Source organism: Serratia marcescens (assembly GCF_006715005.1).
Classification (GTDB): domain Bacteria; phylum Pseudomonadota; class Gammaproteobacteria; order Enterobacterales; family Enterobacteriaceae; genus Serratia; species Serratia montpellierensis.
Genome location: NZ_VFMJ01000001.1, coordinates 3,233,121 through 3,249,932, shown reverse-complemented (window position 1 = coordinate 3,249,932; position 16,812 = coordinate 3,233,121). Strand labels below are relative to the sequence as shown.

Sequence of the window (16,812 nt, the reverse complement as noted above, 5' to 3'; positions counted from 1 at the left end):
AGACGCTGCGCCATCCCGGGTTGATAAGCAGGGTTTTATGCTGGAATTACAGCACCATGCGAACAATTTCAATGTTGCCCAACTCTTCGTACAGGGTTTCGACCTGCTCGATATGAGTGGCGTTGATGGTGATGGAAACGGAGTGGTAGTTGCCTTTGCTGCTCGGCTTAACCTGCGGGTTGTAATCGCCCGGTGCATGGCGCTGCACCACTTCAACTACCTGGTCAACCAGCTCAGGCTGCGCCAGGCCCATCACCTTGTAGGTAAACGAGCAAGGGAATTCGAGCAGTTCGTTCAGTTTAGTTTTTTGCATGTGCGTGCGCTCCAGAGTGCTAGCTAATCTATAAATTATAACTCCCGCCGGGGCGGGAGTTAATGTTATTCAGTATATGGGGGCAATTTCGCCCGTTTCAACCGTTAACCGAACCAGTGGTGGAACATCAGTTTGATGTAGTCCACGATGCGGCTGAAGAAACCGCCTTCTTTCACTTCGTTCATCACCACCAGGGGACGCTGGTCGATGGTTTTGCCGTCCAGCTGGAAGTTGATGCTGCCCACCACCTGGTTTTTCGCCAGCGGCGCGTGAATTTCCGGGGTGTTCAGCACGTAGCTGGCCTTCAGATCTTTCATGCGGCCGCGCGGGATGGTCAGGTAGACGTCTTTGTCCACGCCCAGCTCAACGCGGTCGGCATCGCCGAACCAGACCGGCTCGGAAGCGAACTCTTTACCGACTTTCAGCGGCGCCACGGTTTCAAAGAAGCGGAAGCCCCAGGTCAGCAGTTTCTTGCTCTCGGCTTCGCGGCCTTTGTAGGTGCGGCCGCCCATTACGGCGGAGATCAGACGCATCTGGCCTTCGGTCGCCGAAGCCACCAGGTTGTATCCCGCCGCGTCGGTGTGGCCGGTTTTGATGCCGTCGACGTTCAGGCTGTTATCCCACAGCAGGCCGTTGCGGTTCATCTGGCGGATATTGTTGAAGGTGAACTCTTTTTCTTTGTAAATCGCGTACTCTTCCGGCACATCGCGGATCAGCGCCTGGCCGATCAGCGCCATGTCGCGCGCCGAGCTGTACTGGCCCTGGGCATCCAGGCCGTGTACCGTCTGGAAGTGGGTGTTCTGCAGGCCCAGCTTGCTGACGTAGGTGTTCATCAGGTTAACGAACGCGTCCTGGCTGCCGGCGACGTAGTCGGCCATCGCCACGCAGGCGTCGTTACCGGATTGCAGGTTGATGCCGCGGGTCAGCTTGGAGACCGGCACGCGATCGCCCGGCTTCAGGAACATCAGCGAGGAGCCTTTGAATACTGGGTTGCCGGTCGCCCAGGCGTCCTGGCCGACGGTCACCAGATCGTCCTGGCCGATTTTGCCCGCTTTCAGCGCCTGGCCGATGACGTAGCTGGTCATCATTTTGGTCAGGCTGGCCGGATCGCGACGCGCATCGGCGTTCATCTCGGCCAGCACCTTGCCGGAGTTGTAATCAATCAGGATGTACGCTTCCGCATCGATCTGCGGGACACCTGGGATCATGGTTTTGATGTTAACGTCATCGGCATGCGCAACGGAGGCTGCGCTCATTGCGATAACGGTGCCGAGTGCGATGCTTTTGATTAAGCGAAAAGAAGTTACTTGTTTCATGATCGGGACTACAACATCCGTGAAAGTAAAGTTAAAAAACGAGCCACACTATAGCAGATGCGATCCCGGCAGGCATTACCCATTCATCTGACTAATTGCGGTTAGAGACCTTTTAGCTGCAAGAAAATGTTTCAGCTAAATAACCGCTTATCAGCCGCGAATGCCCGCCGGGCTTAACGCTTAGGGTGCAGCAGTAACGAAAGACTGTTGTTGCGCTTCGCTGGCCAGGCGTTGCTGCAGCTGGGCCGCCTGCTGACGGCTGCTGAATGGGCCGAGCTGGACGCGATAAACGTTGCCGTTGGCCGCCACTTTACCCGGTACGCCAAACTGTTGGCTCAGGCTTTGCTGCCAGCTCTGGGCGCGCTCGGCGCTGCTCAGCGCACCGACCTGCACCACGTAACCGCCGGAGGAAGACGCGGCAGCCATGCCGACAGCCGCGGCGCCGGCTGCAACCGGCGCGGCCACGGCGGCGGCTTCAGGTTCGGAACCTTCCAGCACGCCGGCCGGTACTGCGCTTGGCGCGCCGAGGAAACCGCTGCGGCCGCCAGCGGCGTTGCCACCGGCGGCTGGGGCGTTGTTGTCGTCGGTGCGCAGGGTGCTGTTATCGATCGGGCGCACCGCCGCGCCGCTGGCGACCGGCACGTCCTGTTGGATTGGGGTGCCCATGCCGCTGGCGCCGAGATCCGGGCGCGACGGCAGGGCGTAGCTCTGTTTCGCCACGATGGTGCCGATGGTGCCCGGGCCGCTCAGCGTGCCGTCCGGCGCTACGTTGATGAAATCGACTTTGACCTTGGTGTTGTTGGACAGGTTGAGGCGGTCGGCGGCGGCTTTCGACAGATCGATGATGCGCCCCTTGGTGTAAGGCCCGCGATCGTTGACGCGCACCACCAGCTGACGGCCGTTGGCCAGGTTGGTGACGCGCACATAGCTTGGGATCGGTAAGGTCGGGTGCGCCGCGGTCAGGCCATTCGGATCGAACTGCTCGCCCAGCGCCGTGGTGTTGCCGTTGGCTTCTTCGCCATACCAGGCCGCCAGGCCGGTCTGCGAGAAGTTCTGCGGATCTTTTACGATGCGGTAAGTATCGCCATTAACCTTATAATCCAGCATGTTGTTAGGGTTATAGGGTTCATATTGAGGCTCGACGCCACCGATCTCCACCACCGGGCCGTTGTACGGCTGCTGTGGTGCCTGCTGTTCCGTGGTCGGGGCGGTACAGGCGGAGAGCAACACCGCCGCGACGCCGATCCAAAGCCATTCCTTACGCATTACTCACCTCTTATAAACTTTTAGACAGCATTTTCCGATGCGTGTGGATCGACATGATGATGCCGAAACCGGCCATCAACACTATCAGCGCCGAACCCCCGTAACTGACCAGAGGCAAAGGTACGCCAACTACCGGCAAAATGCCACTGACCATACCGATGTTAACAAAGACATAAACGAACAAAATCAGCATCAAGCCGCCGACCATCACGCGGCCGAAGGTAGTTTGTGCCTTGGCCGCGATCATCAGCCCGCGAATGATCACCAGCAGGTAAAGCGCCAGCAGCACCAACACCCCGATCAGCCCCAGCTCTTCGGCCAACACGGCGAAGATAAAGTCGGTATGGCGTTCCGGCAGGAACTCCAGCTGCGACTGGGTGCCGTGCAGCCAGCCCTTGCCGGACAGGCCGCCGGAGCCGATGGCGATCTTGGATTGAATGATATGGTAGCCGGCGCCGAGCGGGTCGCTCTCCGGATCGAGCAGCATCATCACGCGGTCGCGCTGATAGCCATGCATCAGGAAGAACCACAGCACCGGGATAAAGGCCGCCAGCGCAACGGCGGCGACGGCGATCAGTTTCCAGCTCATGCCCGACAGGAACAGCACGAACAGGCCGGAGGCGGCGATCAGGATCGAGGTGCCCAGATCCGGCTGCGCGGCCACCAGCAGCGTCGGCAGGAAGATCAGCACCAGCGCGATAGCGGTGTTTTTCAGCGAAGGCGGGCAGACATCGCGGTTCATAAAGCGCGCCACCATCAGCGGCACGGCGATCTTGGCGATCTCCGACGGCTGGAAGCGCACCACGCCGAGATCCAGCCAGCGCTGTGCGCCTTTACTGATCTGCCCGAAGGCGTCCACCAGGATCAGCAAAATCACGCAGAAGATGTACAGATAGGGTGCCCAGCTTTCGTACACGCGCGGCGGGATTTGCGCCATGACGGCCATCACGATCAGCCCCATGACGATCTGCCCGATCTTGCGTTCCATCATGCCGATGTCCTGGCCGCTGGCGCTCCACATCACGAAGGCGCTGTAGACCAGCAGGGCCAGGATCAGCAGCAGGAACGTCGGGTCGATGTGGATTTTGGTCCAGATCGAGCCTTTTTGTTGGCTTTCAGTCATGTTCTACCTTAGTCACCTTCTACGCCAGGCGGCAGCGGCGCTTCGCTTGGCAATTGCGTATTGTTGTCGCCCAGCAGAATATGGTCGAGGATCTGGCGGGTGATGGTGCCCACCGCCGGACCGGCGCCGCCGTTTTCCAGAATGATGGCGACCGACACCGTCGGATTGTTGAACGGCGCGAAGGCGGTCATCAGTTTATGATCGCGCAGGTGCTCCGCCAGTTTGTGGGCGTTGTAGGTTTCGTAGCCGAATACCTGTGCGGTACCCGATTTCGCCGCGGCTTTATAAGGTGCGTCCGCAAAGTATTTGCGCGCCGTCCCGTTCGGACGGTTGGCCACACCGTACATGCCGTCTTTGGCGATTTCCCAGAAGCCGGAGTGAATATCGCCGATCTGCGTGTCTTCTTCCTGTTTAAACGGCACCAGCGCGCCGTTGACGCGGGTGCTCTGCAGCAGGTGCGGCGTTTTGACGTTGCCGTCGTTGATCAGGGTGTTCAGCGCTTTGGACATCTGGATCGGCGTGGCGGTCCAGTAACCCTGGCCGATGCCCACCGGAATGGTGTCGCCCTGATACCACGGCTTTTTATAGCGCTTCAGCTTCCACTCGCGCGTCGGCATCAGGCCGGAGCGCTCTTCGGACAGATCGATGCCGGTGTACTGGCCGTAACCGAATTTGGTCAGCCAGGTCGACAGCCGATCGATCCCCATGTCATAGGCAACCTGATAGAAATAGGTATCTGCGGATTCTTCCAGCGCCTTGGTGACGTTCAGGCGGCCGTGGCCCCATTTTTTCCAGTCGCGGAAGCGTTTTTCCGAGCCGGGCAGTTGCCACCAGCCGGGATCGAACACCACGGTGTTTTTGGTGATCACCCCGGCGCTCAGCGCCGATACCGCGATGTAAGGCTTCACCGTTGACGCGGGCGGGTAGACCCCCTGCGTGGCGCGGTTGATCAGCGGGCGATTCGGATCGTTCAGCAGCCCCTGATAGTCCTTGCTGGAAATACCGTCGACGAACAGGTTCGGATCGTAGCTCGGGTTGGACACCATCGCCAGGATGGCGCCGGTGCGCGGATCGCTCACTACCACTGCGGCACGGCTGCCGACCAGCAGCTGCTCGATATAGCGCTGCAGGTCAAGATCGAGCGTCAGATAAACGTCCTGACCGGCGGAAGGCGGCTGTTCGTGCAATTGGCGGATCACCCGGCCTCGGTTGTTGACCTCGACCTCTTCATAGCCGGTTTTGCCGTGCAGCGTGTCTTCGTAATAGCGTTCGATGCCCAGCTTGCCGATATCGTGGGTGGCGGCGTAGTTGGCCAGCTTGCCGTCTTTATCCAGGCGTTCGACGTCGCGGTCGTTGATCTTCGACACATAGCCGGTGACGTGGGTGAGGGCGGATCCGTAAGGGTAGTAGCGGCGTTGATAGCCTTTCACTTCCACGCCGGGGAAGCGGAACTGATTGACCGCAAAGCGGGCGACCTGCACCTCGGTTAGCGCGGTTTTCACCGGAATGGAGACGAAACGGCGCGATCGCTTGCGCTCTTTTTCGAAATTGGTGATGTCATCGTCGGTCAGATCGACCACCGTGCGCAGCGCCTGCAGCGTGGCTTTGAGATCGTCGACCTTCTCCGGCATCAGCTCCAGCTGATAAATGGTGCGGTTGAGCGCCAGCGGGGTGCCGTTGCGATCGTAGATAATGCCGCGGCTGGGCGCGATGGGCACCAGCTTGATGCGGTTTTCGTTGGAGCGGGTGCGGTAATCCTCGACGCGGACCACTTGCAGATTATACAGGTTGGCGATCAGGATGCCGGACAGCACCAGGATGACCAAGAACGCCACCAGGGCGCGGCGTACAAACAGGGCGGATTCAGCCGTATAGTCGCGAAAAGGGTTACGTTCTATTTTCATCCCGCTGCTTTATTTCACTCTGTCACGGTCACCACCGGCTATTCCCGGTGGTAAGGATGATTTGTAGTAATACTCCAGGCGCGGTAGAGGCTTTCGGCCACCAGGACGCGCACCAAAGGATGCGGCAGTGTCAACGGAGAAAGTGACCAGCTCTGCTCGGCAGCGGCTTTGCAGGCGGGCGCGAGCCCTTCCGGGCCGCCGATCAGCAAGCTGACGTTACGGCCATCCTGCTTCCAGCGCTCAAGCTGCTGCGCCAGCTGCGGCGTTTCCCACGGCGTGCCGGGGATATCCAGCGTAACGATACGGTTGCCTTTGCCCACCGCCGCCAGCATCTGTTCGCCTTCCTTGTCCAGAATGCGCTTGATGTCGGCGTTTTTGCCGCGTTTGCCCGCCGGGATCTCGGTCAGCTCAAACGGCATATCTTTGGGAAAGCGGTGCAGGTAATCCATAAAGCCGGTTTGCACCCAGTCTGGCATTTTGGTGCCGACCGCCACCAATTGCAGTTTCACCGCTTAGCTCCAGAGTTTTTCCAGCTCGTACAGGCGACGGCTCTCTTCCTGCATCACGTGCACGATCACTTCGCCCAGATCGACCACGATCCAGTCGGAGGCTTCCTGGCCTTTCATGCCAAACAGCTCCATGCCTACGGCACGGGATTCCTGTACCACGTGGTTGGCGATCGACATCACGTGGCGAGTCGACGTGCCGGTGCAGATGATCATGCAATCGGTGATGCTGGATTTGCCCTGTACGTCCAGAGCGATAATGTCTTGGCCTTTCAGGTCATCGATTTTATCGATGACGAAATCTTGGAGCGCTTTACCTTGCAAAGGTTCCCCCTCGGGTGTGTTCTGTTCAGTCGGCTGCAGCGGGCAACATGCGCACGCCGCGGCGTAACCGGATAATGGTTTCGGCAGGCTGCCGCTGAAAGCCAGCTAACTGGTGACTGCCCGGCCAGCTAAGGTTTCCGGGGTTTTCAGCGGATACCTGAAAAATAGCGGCGCAGTATATCACGCACCTTTCGCTAGCGATATAAACCCTGCAACTCGATATAGCGCTGCACCGGGCGTGGCAGCAGGTCGTCGCAGTTGAGGCCCTGATGGCGGCGCTGGCGGATCTCGGTAGCGGAAATTTCCAGTTCCGGCGTATCGGCCAAATAGATGTGGCCGTGCGGGCGACGGCTGAGCAGCGCCGGATCGACGGTGCGATGGCGTTCCAGCCACTGCTGCAGTTCCGGTGTGTCCATGCGATCGTTATAGCCCGGGCGCGCCAGCACCAGCAGGTGGCAGACGTCCAACAGCGCCTGCCAGCGATGCCATTTATGCAATGTCAGCAGCGAGTCCTGGCCAATAATAAACGCCAGTGGCTGAGCGGCGCCACGCTCTTTACGAATCGTTTCCAACGTCTCGATGGTATAGGAGGGGGTGGTGCGGTGCAGTTCGCGATCGTCGACCGCAAACAGCGGGTTGCCGGCGATCGCCAGCTCGACCATCTTCAGGCGTTGCTGCGCATTGGCCTCCGGCTGTGGGCGGTGCGGTGGCACGTGGTTAGGCAGCAGCGTGACGCGATTCAGGCCCACTTCGGCGGCCAACGCCTCCACCGGCCGCAGGTGGCCATAGTGGATAGGGTCAAAGGTGCCGCCGAACAGCGCGTGCAAAACGGTGGGGTGTTCCGGATTAGTGGGCATCGCTAAAACTCGTGGCCAGGGGTTTGCCGCACAGCAGCATCGACAGGGTTTCCAGTTCCGGCCAGACCGACTGGCCATAGTCCTGCTTGAGGGTCAGCTCGATTTGCGTCAGCAGCTGCACCGCCTGCTGCAGCTGGGGGCCGGACAGGCGTTGCAGCGCCTGGGTCACCAGCGGGCGGCGGTTCTGCCAAACCTTGTGCTGATCGAACAGCGTGCGCAGCGGCGCGGACGCCATGCGGCGCTGCAGCGTCAGCAACAGCAGCAGTTCGCGCTGCAGGGTGCGCAGCAGGATCACCGGCTCCACGTCCTCTTGCTGCAGCTGCTGCAAGATATGCCAGGCGCGCTTGCTCTTGCCGGCCAGCAGGGCATCCAGCCAGTGGAACGGCGTGAAGTGGGCGGCGTCGTTCACCGCCTGTTCGACGCGCGGCAGCGTGAGTTTGCCGTCCGGGTGCAGCAGCGACAGCCGCTCCAGCGCCTGCGACAGCGCCAGCAGGTTGCCTTCGTAGCAGTAGCACAACAGCTGATTGGCGGCGTCGTCCAATTCCAGCTTCATCGCCTTGGCGCGCGTGGCGACCCAGCGTGGCAGCTGCGCCTGTTCCGGCGTCTGGCAACTGACGAGGGCGCCGTGCGGGCTGAGCGCCTTGAACCAGGCGCTGTTTTCCTGCGCTTTGGTGAGGCGCGGGCCGCGCAGGATAAGCAGAATATCCTCGTGCAGCAGCGTGGCAAGCTTGGTCAGCTGTTCGCCGATCGGCGCCGTCGGGCCGTTTTCCGGGAAGATCAGCAGCAGCGTCTGGCGGCTGGCGAACAGGCTCATTGCCTGGCAGATGCCGAAGATGGCGTCCCAGTCGGTATGGGCGTCGAGGGAAATGCTGTAGTGCTCGCTGAACTGCTGCTGTTGCGCGGCTTGCCGGAGCAGATCCTGGCTTTCCTGCAGCAGTAGCGGTTCATTGCCGCTCAATAAATAACAAGCGCGCAGCCCCTCTCGGAGCTGCGCGGCAAGTTGTTCCGGATAAATGCGGATCATTGTGCGGTTTGGCTTGCCGCTCGTTCGCCGACGGCAGCGGCTTTTTGCCGGTTTTCTTCTTCCGCCGCGTGCACGGTCAGCAGTTTGCGCACCAGCTGTTGCGCCGCCTGCTCACGCATTTCCTGGCGAATGATCTCCTGCTCGGAGTCTTTGGCCAGCGCGGTCAGCGGGTTGTCGAAGAACGAACGGAACACTTTCACCGACAGCGGGTACAGGTCGTGGCCCGGGAGCAGCACCTGGGCCTGCACGGTCAGCACCAGCTGGTACTCGGCGGTTTTACCGTCCTGGAAGATCGAGGCGGTATCCTGGCTTTCCGTCGCGCCGACGATGCGCAGGGAAGGCACGTCTTTACGCTTCGGATCGCTGACGATGGTCACGGCGTTCAAACGCAGCTGCTCACGCACCGCGCGCGTCAATGGTCCGTAAGGATCCGAACTGTCCAGGATCAGCGTTTTCATTTCATTAGGCACCTGCGTGGTGCCACGCAGGTGAAAACCGCAGCCGGCGGTGACCAGCACCGCCAACCCCAGCAACAGCGTCAGAATACGTTGTCGCACAACTCCTCCTTGTGTTAACCCACAACCAGGTTAAGCAGTTTGCCCGGAACGTAGATCACTTTGCGAATCGTGACGCCGTCCAGATATTTAGCCACCAGATGCTCTTCGGCAGCGCGCGCGCGCACTTGCTCTTCGGTCGCATCGGCAGATACGGTGATTTTAGCGCGAACCTTGCCGTTCACCTGCACCACCACCAGCTTGGAGTCCTCGACCATTGCCTGTTCGTCGGCAACCGGCCATGGCGCGGTGTCCACGTCGCCTTCGCCGCCCAGCGCCTGCCACAGGGTGAAGCACACGTGCGGGGTGAACGGATACAGCATGCGAACCACGGCCAGCAGCGCTTCCTGCAGCAGCGCGCGATCCTGCTCGCTCTCCTGTGGCGCGCGGGCCAGCTTGTTCATCAGCTCCATCACGGCGGCGATCGCGGTGTTGAAGGTCTGACGGCGGCCGACATCGTCGGTCACTTTGGCGATGGTTTTGTGCAGATCGCGGCGCAGCGCTTTCTGATCTTCGTTCAGCGCCGCCACGTCCAGCGGCTGTACCGCGCCTTTTGCCACGTGATCGTAGGCCAGTTTCCACACGCGTTTCAGGAAGCGGTTAGCCCCTTCCACGCCGGACTCCTGCCACTCCAGCGTCATTTCTGCCGGTGAAGCGAACATCATGAACAGACGCACGGTGTCCGCGCCGTATTTTTCCACCATTTCCTGTGGGTCGATGCCGTTGTTCTTCGACTTCGACATTTTGCTCATGCCAGCATAGACCAGTTCACGGCCTTGCGGATCGGTGGCCTTGATGATGCGGCCCTTGTCGTCACGCTCGACGGTGGCGTCAACCGGAGATACCCAGACGCGCTCGCCGCTGTTGCCGGTGTAGTAGAAGGCGTCGGCCAGCACCATGCCCTGACACAGCAGGCGCTTGGCCGGCTCGTCGGAGTCCACCAGGCCCGCATCGCGCATCAGCTTGTGGAAGAAGCGGAAGTACATCAGGTGCATGATGGCGTGTTCGATACCGCCGATATATTGATCGACCGGCAGCCAGTAGTTGGCGGCGGCCGGATCCAGCATGCCCTGGTCGTACTGCGGGCAGGTGTAGCGCGCGTAGTACCAGGAAGACTCCATAAAGGTGTCGAAAGTGTCGGTTTCACGCAGCGCCGGCTGGCCGTCGACGGTGGTCTTCGCCCACTCAGGATCGGCCTTGATCGGGCTGGTGATGCCGTCCATGACCACGTCTTCCGGCAGGATCACCGGCAGCTGGTCTTCCGGCGTCGGCATCACGGTGCCGTCTTCCAGCGTCACCATCGGGATTGGCGCACCCCAGTAACGCTGACGGGAGACGCCCCAGTCGCGCAGACGGTAGTTGACCTTACGCTGGCCTACGCCCTTGGCGACCAGTTTGTCGGCGATGGCATTGAAGCCCGCTTCATTGTCCAGGCCGTCGAACTCGCCGGAGTTGAACAGCGCGCCCTTGTCGGTCATCGCTTCGGCGCTCACGTCAGGCTGGCTGCCGTCGAGGTTCAGGATCACCGGTTTGATCGGCAAATCGTATTTGGTGGCGAATTCCCAGTCGCGCTGGTCGTGCGCCGGTACCGCCATCACGGCGCCGGTGCCGTATTCCATCAGCACGAAGTTGGCGACCCACACCGGCAGCTTCTCGCCGCTCAGCGGGTGGACAACGAACAGGCCGGTCGGCATGCCTTTCTTCTCCATCGTCGCCATTTCGGCTTCGGCCACTTTGGTGTTGCGGCATTCGTCGATGAAGTCGGTCAGCGCCGGGTTGTTGCGCGCGCCCTGTTGCGCCAGCGGGTGACCCGCGGCGACCGCCACGTAGGTGGCGCCCATGAAGGTGTCGGGACGGGTGGTATAAACCGTCAGCTTCTCTTCGCTGTCCGCCACGTCGAAGGTGATTTCCACGCCTTCGGAGCGGCCAATCCAGTTGCGCTGCATGGTTTTCACCTGCTCCGGCCAGCTTTCAAGCGTGTCCAGATCGTTCAGCAGCTGATCGGCGTAGGCGGTGATTTTGATGAACCACTGCGGGATCTCTTTACGCTCGACCTTGGTGTCGCAGCGCCAGCAGCAGCCGTCGATAACCTGTTCGTTGGCCAGCACGGTCAGATCGTGCGGGCACCAGTTCACCGCCGAGGTCTTCTTGTAGACCAGGCCTTTTTCATACAGCTTGGTGAAGAACCACTGTTCCCAGCGGTAGTATTCCGGCTGGCAGGTGGCGATTTCGCGATCCCAGTCGTAGCCGAAGCCCAGCAGTTTCAGCTGGTTCTTCATGTATTCGATGTTGTCGTAGGTCCACGGGGCCGGTGCGGTGTTGTTTTTCACCGCCGCACCTTCCGCCGGCAGGCCGAACGCATCCCAGCCGATCGGCTGCAGTACGTTTTTGCCCAGCATGCGCTGATAGCGCGAGATCACGTCGCCGATAGTGTAGTTACGAACGTGGCCCATGTGCAGTCGGCCGGACGGGTAAGGCAGCATGGATAGGCAGTAGTACTTTTCCTTGCTGTCGTCTTCGGTAACTTTGAAAGTCTGCTTCTCTTGCCAGTGAAGCTGTACGTTCGATTCTATGTCTTCTGGACGGTATTGCTCTTGCATGGCGGCCGGTGGTCCTGTAGGTGTAAACCGTTGCCTCGGTCAGAGGCAACGCAATGAACATTTAGTATTCGTAGATCCGCATAGCATAGCTGATAAGACCTCCCGGCAACAACTCCAAGCGCCTGACTCGGCGCATTTAAAAAAAACGCCGCCATGACGCGGCTCACAACCTGCGGATCCCGCGTCTTGCCAAGTGACATCAGTCATTTACGGCTAAAATAAGAACAAGTAGCTTAGGGGTATCCCTACAGCCAAGTCCGGCGCAGCGTTTATCGAGGAGAGTCTATGAACAAGGTTGCTCAGTATTACCGCGAATTGGTGGCATCGCTGACCGAACGCCTGAAAAACGGTGAGCGCGATATCGACGAACTGGTGGCCAGCGCGGAGCGGCGGTTGAACGAGGCCGAAGATCTGACCCGCGACGAGGTGCGGCAGGTGACGCAGGCGGTGCGGCGCGATCTGGAAGAGTTCGCCCGCAGCTATCAGGAAAGCCGGGACGAGTTTACCGACAGCGTGTTTATGCGGGTGATCAAAGAGAGCCTGTGGCAGGAACTGGCGGATATCACCGACAAAACCCAGCTGGAGTGGCGCGAGGTGTTCAAGGATGTCAGCCACCACGGCGTTTACCACAGCGGTGAAGTGGTGGGGCTGGGCAATCTGGTGTGCGAGCAGTGCCATTACCACCTGGCGTTCTACACGCCGGAGGTGCTGCCGCTTTGCCCGAAATGCGGTCACGACCAGTTCCAGCGCCGGCCGTTTGAACCTTGATGACGTTCCCCGCCAGGGCGGAGAACGCTAAGGCCGGCGTTTAACGGAACAGTTTCTTCAGCAAGTTGCTCAGGAAACCGCCGCTGACGGCTGCCGGGGCGGCTTGCGCCTGCGCCGGTGCGCTGGCCGGTACGGCGACGCCGGCCGGGATTTTCTGCGCGACCGCGATGCGGCTGTCCTGAGCGGCTTTCTCTGCCGCTTCCGGGCCGTAGGCGAAGCCTTCCGCCAGCACGAATTCAACGTCGGTGATGCCGATAAAGCCCAGGAACAGCTTCACGTACGGCGTGATCAGATCCGTCGGCGTATCGGCGTGGATGCCGCCGCGGCTGGAGATGACGATCGCTTTTTTGCCCGTCACCAGCCCTTCGGCGCCGGCGGAGGTGTAGCGGAAGGTCTGACCGGCGCGGGCGATCAGATCGAAGTAGATTTTCAGCTGCGTTGGAATGTTGAAGTTGTACATCGGGGCGCTGATGATCAGCGTGTCGTGCGACTTCAGCTCGGCAATCAGCTCATCGGACAGCGCCAGGGTGCTCTGCTGATGCGGCATCAGCGGTTTGTCGCCGGCGGTAAAGCCAGCCATCACTTCGCCATCCAGCTCCGGCAGCGTTGGGTTGGCCAAGTCGCGCACGGTGAACGTGTCTTCAGGATGAGTTTCACGCCATTGTTCAACAAAAAAATCGACTAATTTTCCAGACTGGGAATATTCACCCAGAATACTTGATTTCAGGACCAGTATGCGGCTCATTGGCTTATCTCCAGGCGAAGTTTAATCGGTAACGATGTCAGTCGGTGTAAACGCATGGTAGAGGCAAGCCATGAACAGTGATAGCGCAAAAATTCGCTGAGTTAAATCAAAAAAGTTGAATGAGGGGCGCGAGCGCGCCCCGATGGGATCAATAACGCGCCAGGCGCTCGGCCAGCAGATCGATAAAGCCTTCGCGGTTGATGCTGGTCAGCACTTCCACGTTGGCCGCGTTGCCGGTTTGCTGGAAATAGTCCACCACCGTCATGCCGACGGTGTATTCCCCTTTGGTCTCCACGCCGACCCAGCGTTCTACGCCGGTGAACAGTTGTGGCGCCAGCAGCCAGGCGATGGTGCAGGGATCGTGCATTGCAGCGCCGGGCAGGCCGCGCGGATGGCTGAGGTACAGCGGCAGGTAAAAATCGAGCATCTCCGCGACCGCCTGCGCGACCGGATTGTCTATCTGGCGAATGCGCTCGATATCCTGCGGCAACACCAGCGCCTGATGGGTGACGTTCAACCCGGCCATGGTCAGCGGCACCCCGGATTTCAATACCATTTCGGCGGCTTCGGGATCGACGAAGATGTTGAACTCCGCCACCGGTGTGGTATTGCCGGCGTTCATGCCGCCGCCCATAAATACGATGCGTTCGATGCGGCTTTTCAGCTCGGCATGCTGGGCCAACAGCAGGGCGATGTTGGTCATCGGGCCGGTCACCACTAGGGTTATCGGCTGCGGGCTGGCGCGCAGCAGGTCGGCGATCAGCTCGACGGCGCCGCGGGGATCGGGTTTGAGGGTCGGCGTCGGCAGGTGGGTGTTGCCCATGCCGGTTTTGCCGTGGACATAGTCGGCGATCACCAGTTCGCGCATCAGCGGGCCGCTGGCGCCGGCGGCGACCGGTATGTCCTCGCGCTGCATCAGGGTCAACAGGCCCAGCGCGTTATGCAGGGTTTTCTCCGGCGTCTGGTTGCCGGCGGAGGTAGTGATGGCTTTGATGTCCAGTTCTGACGAACGCAGCGCCATAGCCAGCGCGATGGCGTCGTCGAGGCCGGGATCGCAATCGATGATAATAGGGCGGGGCATGTTCTTTCTCCTCTGTTTGTTATCCTGCGAGCATCGGATCAAAACCGGGGAGAAACAAGCGCTTTTAGTGCCGGGGGAAAAGATGCGCCCCTGGCGGGGCGCATAGGCAGAGCGTTTAGTGCAGGATCTTGGCCAGAAAATCCTTGGCGCGATCGGACTCAGGGTTGTTGAAGAAATCGTCTTTGTTGCGGTCTTCGACGATTTTGCCTTCGTCCATAAAGATCACCCGATTCGCCACCTTGCGGGCGAAGCCCATTTCGTGGGTTACCACCATCATGGTCATGCCTTCATTCGCCAGTTCGACCATCACGTCCAGCACTTCGTTGATCATTTCCGGATCGAGCGCCGAGGTCGGCTCATCGAACAGCATGGCGATAGGATCCATGCACAGCGCACGGGCGATGGCGACGCGCTGCTGCTGGCCGCCGGACAGCTGACCGGGGAACTTGTTGGCATGGGCGGAGAGGCCGACGCGCTCCAGCAGCTTCAGACCCTTCTCGCGTGAGGCGGACTTGTCGCGCTTGAGCACTTTCACCTGCGCCAGCGTCAGGTTGTCGATGATAGACAGGTGCGGGAACAGCTCAAAGTGTTGGAACACCATGCCAACCTTGGCACGCAGCTGCGCCAGGTTGGTTTTCTTGTCGTTGACCGGTGTGCCGTTCACCAGGATATTGCCCTGCTGGATCGGCTCGAGGCCGTTGACGGTTTTGATCAGGGTGGACTTGCCGGAACCTGAAGGACCGCAGACGACGACCACTTCGCCTTTTTTCACTTCGGTGGTGCAATCGGTCAACACCTGAAAGTGACCGTACCACTTAGAAACATTTTTCAGGGATATCATCAAACAGTCCTTTTCTTCAAATAGCTTACCAGCGCCGAGGCGGCGAGGCTGATAACAAAATAGACAAAGCCGGCGAACAGGATCATTTCAACCTGGGTGCCGTCGCGTTCGCCGATGGTCGACGCGGTGCGGAAGAAGTCGGCCAGGCTCAGCACGTAAACCAGCGAGGTATCCTGGAACAGTACGATGCCCTGGGTCAGCAGTAGCGGCACCATGGCGCGGAACGCCTGCGGCAGGATCACCAGCCGCATGGATTGCCAATGGGTCATGCCCAGCGCCAGCGCGGCGGAGGATTGGCCGCGCGAGATGCTGATGATGCCGGCGCGGATGATTTCCGAGTAATAGGCCGCTTCAAACAGGGAAAAGGCTACCATAGCCGAGATCAGGCGAATATCGGTTTTCGGCGATAAGCCTAGAACCTGTTGTAATAAGCTTGGAACCACCAGATAGAACCACAGCAGCACCATCACCAGCGGCACCGAGCGGAACAGGTTGACGTACAGGGTGGCGAACCAGCTGATCGGTTTGAACGGCGACAGACGCATCACCGCCAGTACGGTACCCCACAGAATGCCGACCACGATGGCGGTCACGGTGATCTTCAGCGTGATTACCATGCCCTGCAGCAGAAACGGGAAGCTTGGGACGATCGACGCCCAGTCAAATTCGTACATTATTTACTCCCCAGGTTGCCAGGCAACTGCACTTTCTTTTCGACCAGACGCATAAACAGCATGATAACGGCGTTGATGCCGATATAAGCCAGCGTGATGGCGGTAAAGGATTCATAGGCGTGTGCGGAGTAATCCAACAGCTTGCCGGCCTGCGCGGCCATGTCCACCAGCCCGATGGTAGAGGCGATGGCGGAGTTTTTGACCAGGTTGAGCATCTCCGAGGTCATCGGCGGCACGATCACCCGGTAGGCGTTCGGCAGCAGCACGTAGCGGTAGGTTTGCGGCAGCGTCAGGCCCATCGCCAGCCCGGCGGCTTTCTGGCCGCGCGGCAGGGACTGGATGGCGGCGCGCACCTGCTCGCAAACGCGGGCGGCGGTAAACAGCCCCAGGCAAAGCATGGAGGAGACGAAGAATTGCACGTTGGGATCCAGCTCGCTTTTAAACCAGGTGCCGATATTGGCCGGCAGCAGCTCGGGGATCACCAGATACCAGGTAAAGAATTGTACGATCAGCGGCACGTTGCGGAACAGTTCGACGTAACAGGTGCCGAGGGCGGAAAGAAAGCGGTTGGGTACGGTACGCAAGATACCGAACAGCGAACCGACGAAGAAAGCGATAATCCATGCACAGACGGAGAGGGCCACCGTGACCTGAAAGCCGGACCAGATCCAGCCGAGGTAAGTGGTGTTCCCAAACGGGGCCTGCTGCAGGAAGATACCCCAGTTCCAATCTATTGACATAACAAACTCCGGTAAACGGGCGCAGAGCGCCGAAGATTGATGACCTGATGAGCGCCGATCGCCGCGCGGCCAGTCTGGCTGGCTTATTGTGTGCGGATGTCGGTGATGCGCCTTGGGGAAAATGAGGGAGGGGAACGGCCCCCCTCATACCTGTCTGTCCCAGTCATCAACTGGGC

The 16,812-nt window shown here is 60.0% G+C and carries 17 protein-coding genes; 1 reads left to right on the top strand and 16 read right to left on the bottom strand.

Features of this window, described 5'->3' with window-relative positions; genetic code table 11:
- Positions 1–46: 46 nt before the first annotated feature.
- The 11 genes from ybeD to leuS all read right to left on the bottom strand — a co-directional run bounded on the left by ybeD (position 47) and on the right by leuS (position 11,787).
- On the bottom strand, positions 47–313 hold the full coding sequence (gene ybeD / locus FHU12_RS15705; RefSeq protein WP_004940012.1) for a DUF493 family protein YbeD: 267 nt from the start codon (positions 311–313) through the stop codon (positions 47–49).
- Positions 314–417: 104 nt separating this feature from the next.
- Positions 418–1,629, bottom strand: coding sequence for a D-alanyl-D-alanine carboxypeptidase DacA (gene dacA / locus FHU12_RS15700; RefSeq protein WP_004940010.1), 1,212 nt, complete (start codon positions 1,627–1,629; stop codon positions 418–420).
- A 180-nt stretch (positions 1,630–1,809) separates the two neighbouring features.
- The gene (gene rlpA, locus FHU12_RS15695) at positions 1,810–2,895 is read right to left on the bottom strand and encodes an endolytic peptidoglycan transglycosylase RlpA (protein ID WP_141970423.1); all 1,086 of its coding nucleotides are present in this window, start codon (positions 2,893–2,895) and stop codon (positions 1,810–1,812) included.
- 10 nt (positions 2,896–2,905) lie between these two features.
- The gene (gene mrdB, locus FHU12_RS15690; protein ID WP_004940006.1) at positions 2,906–4,018 is read right to left on the bottom strand and encodes a peptidoglycan glycosyltransferase MrdB; all 1,113 of its coding nucleotides are present in this window, start codon (positions 4,016–4,018) and stop codon (positions 2,906–2,908) included.
- Between the two features lie 8 nt (positions 4,019–4,026).
- Positions 4,027–5,922, bottom strand: coding sequence for a peptidoglycan DD-transpeptidase MrdA (gene mrdA / locus FHU12_RS15685; RefSeq protein WP_141970421.1), 1,896 nt, complete (start codon positions 5,920–5,922; stop codon positions 4,027–4,029).
- Between the two features lie 38 nt (positions 5,923–5,960).
- On the bottom strand, positions 5,961–6,431 hold the full coding sequence (rlmH, locus tag FHU12_RS15680; protein WP_004940002.1) for a 23S rRNA (pseudouridine(1915)-N(3))-methyltransferase RlmH: 471 nt from the start codon (positions 6,429–6,431) through the stop codon (positions 5,961–5,963).
- Positions 6,432–6,434: 3 nt separating this feature from the next.
- Positions 6,435–6,752: a ribosome silencing factor gene (gene rsfS, locus FHU12_RS15675; RefSeq protein WP_025301839.1), complete on the bottom strand. Its 318-nt coding sequence runs from the start codon at positions 6,750–6,752 to the stop codon at positions 6,435–6,437.
- A 194-nt stretch (positions 6,753–6,946) separates the two neighbouring features.
- A complete protein-coding gene (gene nadD, locus FHU12_RS15670) occupies positions 6,947–7,609 on the bottom strand; it encodes a nicotinate-nucleotide adenylyltransferase (protein WP_025301840.1) in 663 nt (220 codons plus the stop codon).
- Positions 7,599–8,633, bottom strand: a complete 1,035-nt coding sequence (gene holA / locus FHU12_RS15665; protein ID WP_055316089.1) for a DNA polymerase III subunit delta — start codon at positions 8,631–8,633, stop codon at positions 7,599–7,601. Before holA ends, nadD begins: the two co-directional genes overlap by 11 nt.
- Positions 8,630–9,190, bottom strand: a complete 561-nt coding sequence (gene lptE / locus FHU12_RS15660) for an LPS assembly lipoprotein LptE (protein WP_049242706.1) — start codon at positions 9,188–9,190, stop codon at positions 8,630–8,632. The genes holA and lptE overlap by 4 nt, the downstream gene beginning before the upstream one ends.
- 14 nt (positions 9,191–9,204) lie before the next feature.
- On the bottom strand, positions 9,205–11,787 hold the full coding sequence (leuS, locus tag FHU12_RS15655) for a leucine--tRNA ligase (RefSeq protein WP_141970419.1): 2,583 nt from the start codon (positions 11,785–11,787) through the stop codon (positions 9,205–9,207).
- 285 nt (positions 11,788–12,072) lie between these two features.
- Here leuS and FHU12_RS15650 point away from each other — a divergent pair, with 285 nt between their 5' ends.
- Positions 12,073–12,555, top strand: coding sequence for a zinc ribbon-containing protein (locus FHU12_RS15650; RefSeq protein WP_025301844.1), 483 nt, complete (start codon positions 12,073–12,075; stop codon positions 12,553–12,555).
- A gap of 40 nt (positions 12,556–12,595) precedes the next feature.
- On the opposite strand, the gene FHU12_RS15645 is transcribed toward FHU12_RS15650, so the two are convergent.
- The 5 genes from FHU12_RS15645 to FHU12_RS15625 all read right to left on the bottom strand — a co-directional run bounded on the left by FHU12_RS15645 (position 12,596) and on the right by FHU12_RS15625 (position 16,636).
- The gene (locus FHU12_RS15645; RefSeq protein WP_141970417.1) at positions 12,596–13,300 is read right to left on the bottom strand and encodes an FMN-dependent NADH-azoreductase; all 705 of its coding nucleotides are present in this window, start codon (positions 13,298–13,300) and stop codon (positions 12,596–12,598) included.
- 148 nt (positions 13,301–13,448) lie between these two features.
- Positions 13,449–14,381 carry a pyrimidine-specific ribonucleoside hydrolase RihA gene (gene rihA / locus FHU12_RS15640; protein WP_141970415.1) on the bottom strand — a complete coding sequence of 311 codons (933 nt, stop codon included), beginning with the start codon at positions 14,379–14,381 and terminating at the stop codon, positions 13,449–13,451.
- Positions 14,382–14,496: 115 nt separating this feature from the next.
- Positions 14,497–15,222, bottom strand: a complete 726-nt coding sequence (locus tag FHU12_RS15635) for an amino acid ABC transporter ATP-binding protein (protein WP_025301847.1) — start codon at positions 15,220–15,222, stop codon at positions 14,497–14,499.
- Positions 15,222–15,896, bottom strand: a complete 675-nt coding sequence (gene gltK, locus FHU12_RS15630) for a glutamate/aspartate ABC transporter permease GltK (RefSeq protein WP_025301848.1) — start codon at positions 15,894–15,896, stop codon at positions 15,222–15,224. The genes FHU12_RS15635 and gltK overlap by 1 nt, the downstream gene beginning before the upstream one ends.
- Positions 15,896–16,636, bottom strand: a complete 741-nt coding sequence (locus tag FHU12_RS15625) for an amino acid ABC transporter permease (protein WP_019454074.1) — start codon at positions 16,634–16,636, stop codon at positions 15,896–15,898. The genes gltK and FHU12_RS15625 overlap by 1 nt, the downstream gene beginning before the upstream one ends.
- Positions 16,637–16,812 lie beyond the last annotated feature (176 nt).

Excerpts from the sequence above, each read along its gene's own strand:
- ybeD (WP_004940012.1), bottom strand. The coding sequence starts at position 313 with ATGCAAAAAACTAAACTGAACGAACTGCTCGAATTCCCTTGCTCGTTT.
- dacA (WP_004940010.1), bottom strand. The coding sequence starts at position 1,629 with ATGAAACAAGTAACTTCTTTTCGCTTAATCAAAAGCATCGCACTCGGC.
- rlpA (WP_141970423.1), bottom strand. The coding sequence starts at position 2,895 with ATGCGTAAGGAATGGCTTTGGATCGGCGTCGCGGCGGTGTTGCTCTCC.
- mrdB (WP_004940006.1), bottom strand. The coding sequence starts at position 4,018 with ATGACTGAAAGCCAACAAAAAGGCTCGATCTGGACCAAAATCCACATC.
- mrdA (WP_141970421.1), bottom strand. The coding sequence starts at position 5,922 with ATGAAAATAGAACGTAACCCTTTTCGCGACTATACGGCTGAATCCGCC.
- nadD (WP_025301840.1), bottom strand. The coding sequence starts at position 7,609 with ATGCCCACTAATCCGGAACACCCCACCGTTTTGCACGCGCTGTTCGGC.
- holA (WP_055316089.1), bottom strand. The coding sequence starts at position 8,633 with ATGATCCGCATTTATCCGGAACAACTTGCCGCGCAGCTCCGAGAGGGG.
- leuS (WP_141970419.1), bottom strand. The coding sequence starts at position 11,787 with ATGCAAGAGCAATACCGTCCAGAAGACATAGAATCGAACGTACAGCTT.
- FHU12_RS15650 (WP_025301844.1), top strand. The coding sequence starts at position 12,073 with ATGAACAAGGTTGCTCAGTATTACCGCGAATTGGTGGCATCGCTGACC.
- FHU12_RS15645 (WP_141970417.1), bottom strand. The coding sequence starts at position 13,300 with ATGAGCCGCATACTGGTCCTGAAATCAAGTATTCTGGGTGAATATTCC.
- rihA (WP_141970415.1), bottom strand. The coding sequence starts at position 14,381 with ATGCCCCGCCCTATTATCATCGATTGCGATCCCGGCCTCGACGACGCC.
- FHU12_RS15635 (WP_025301847.1), bottom strand. The coding sequence starts at position 15,222 with ATGATATCCCTGAAAAATGTTTCTAAGTGGTACGGTCACTTTCAGGTG.
- gltK (WP_025301848.1), bottom strand. The coding sequence starts at position 15,896 with ATGTACGAATTTGACTGGGCGTCGATCGTCCCAAGCTTCCCGTTTCTG.
- FHU12_RS15625 (WP_019454074.1), bottom strand. The coding sequence starts at position 16,636 with ATGTCAATAGATTGGAACTGGGGTATCTTCCTGCAGCAGGCCCCGTTT.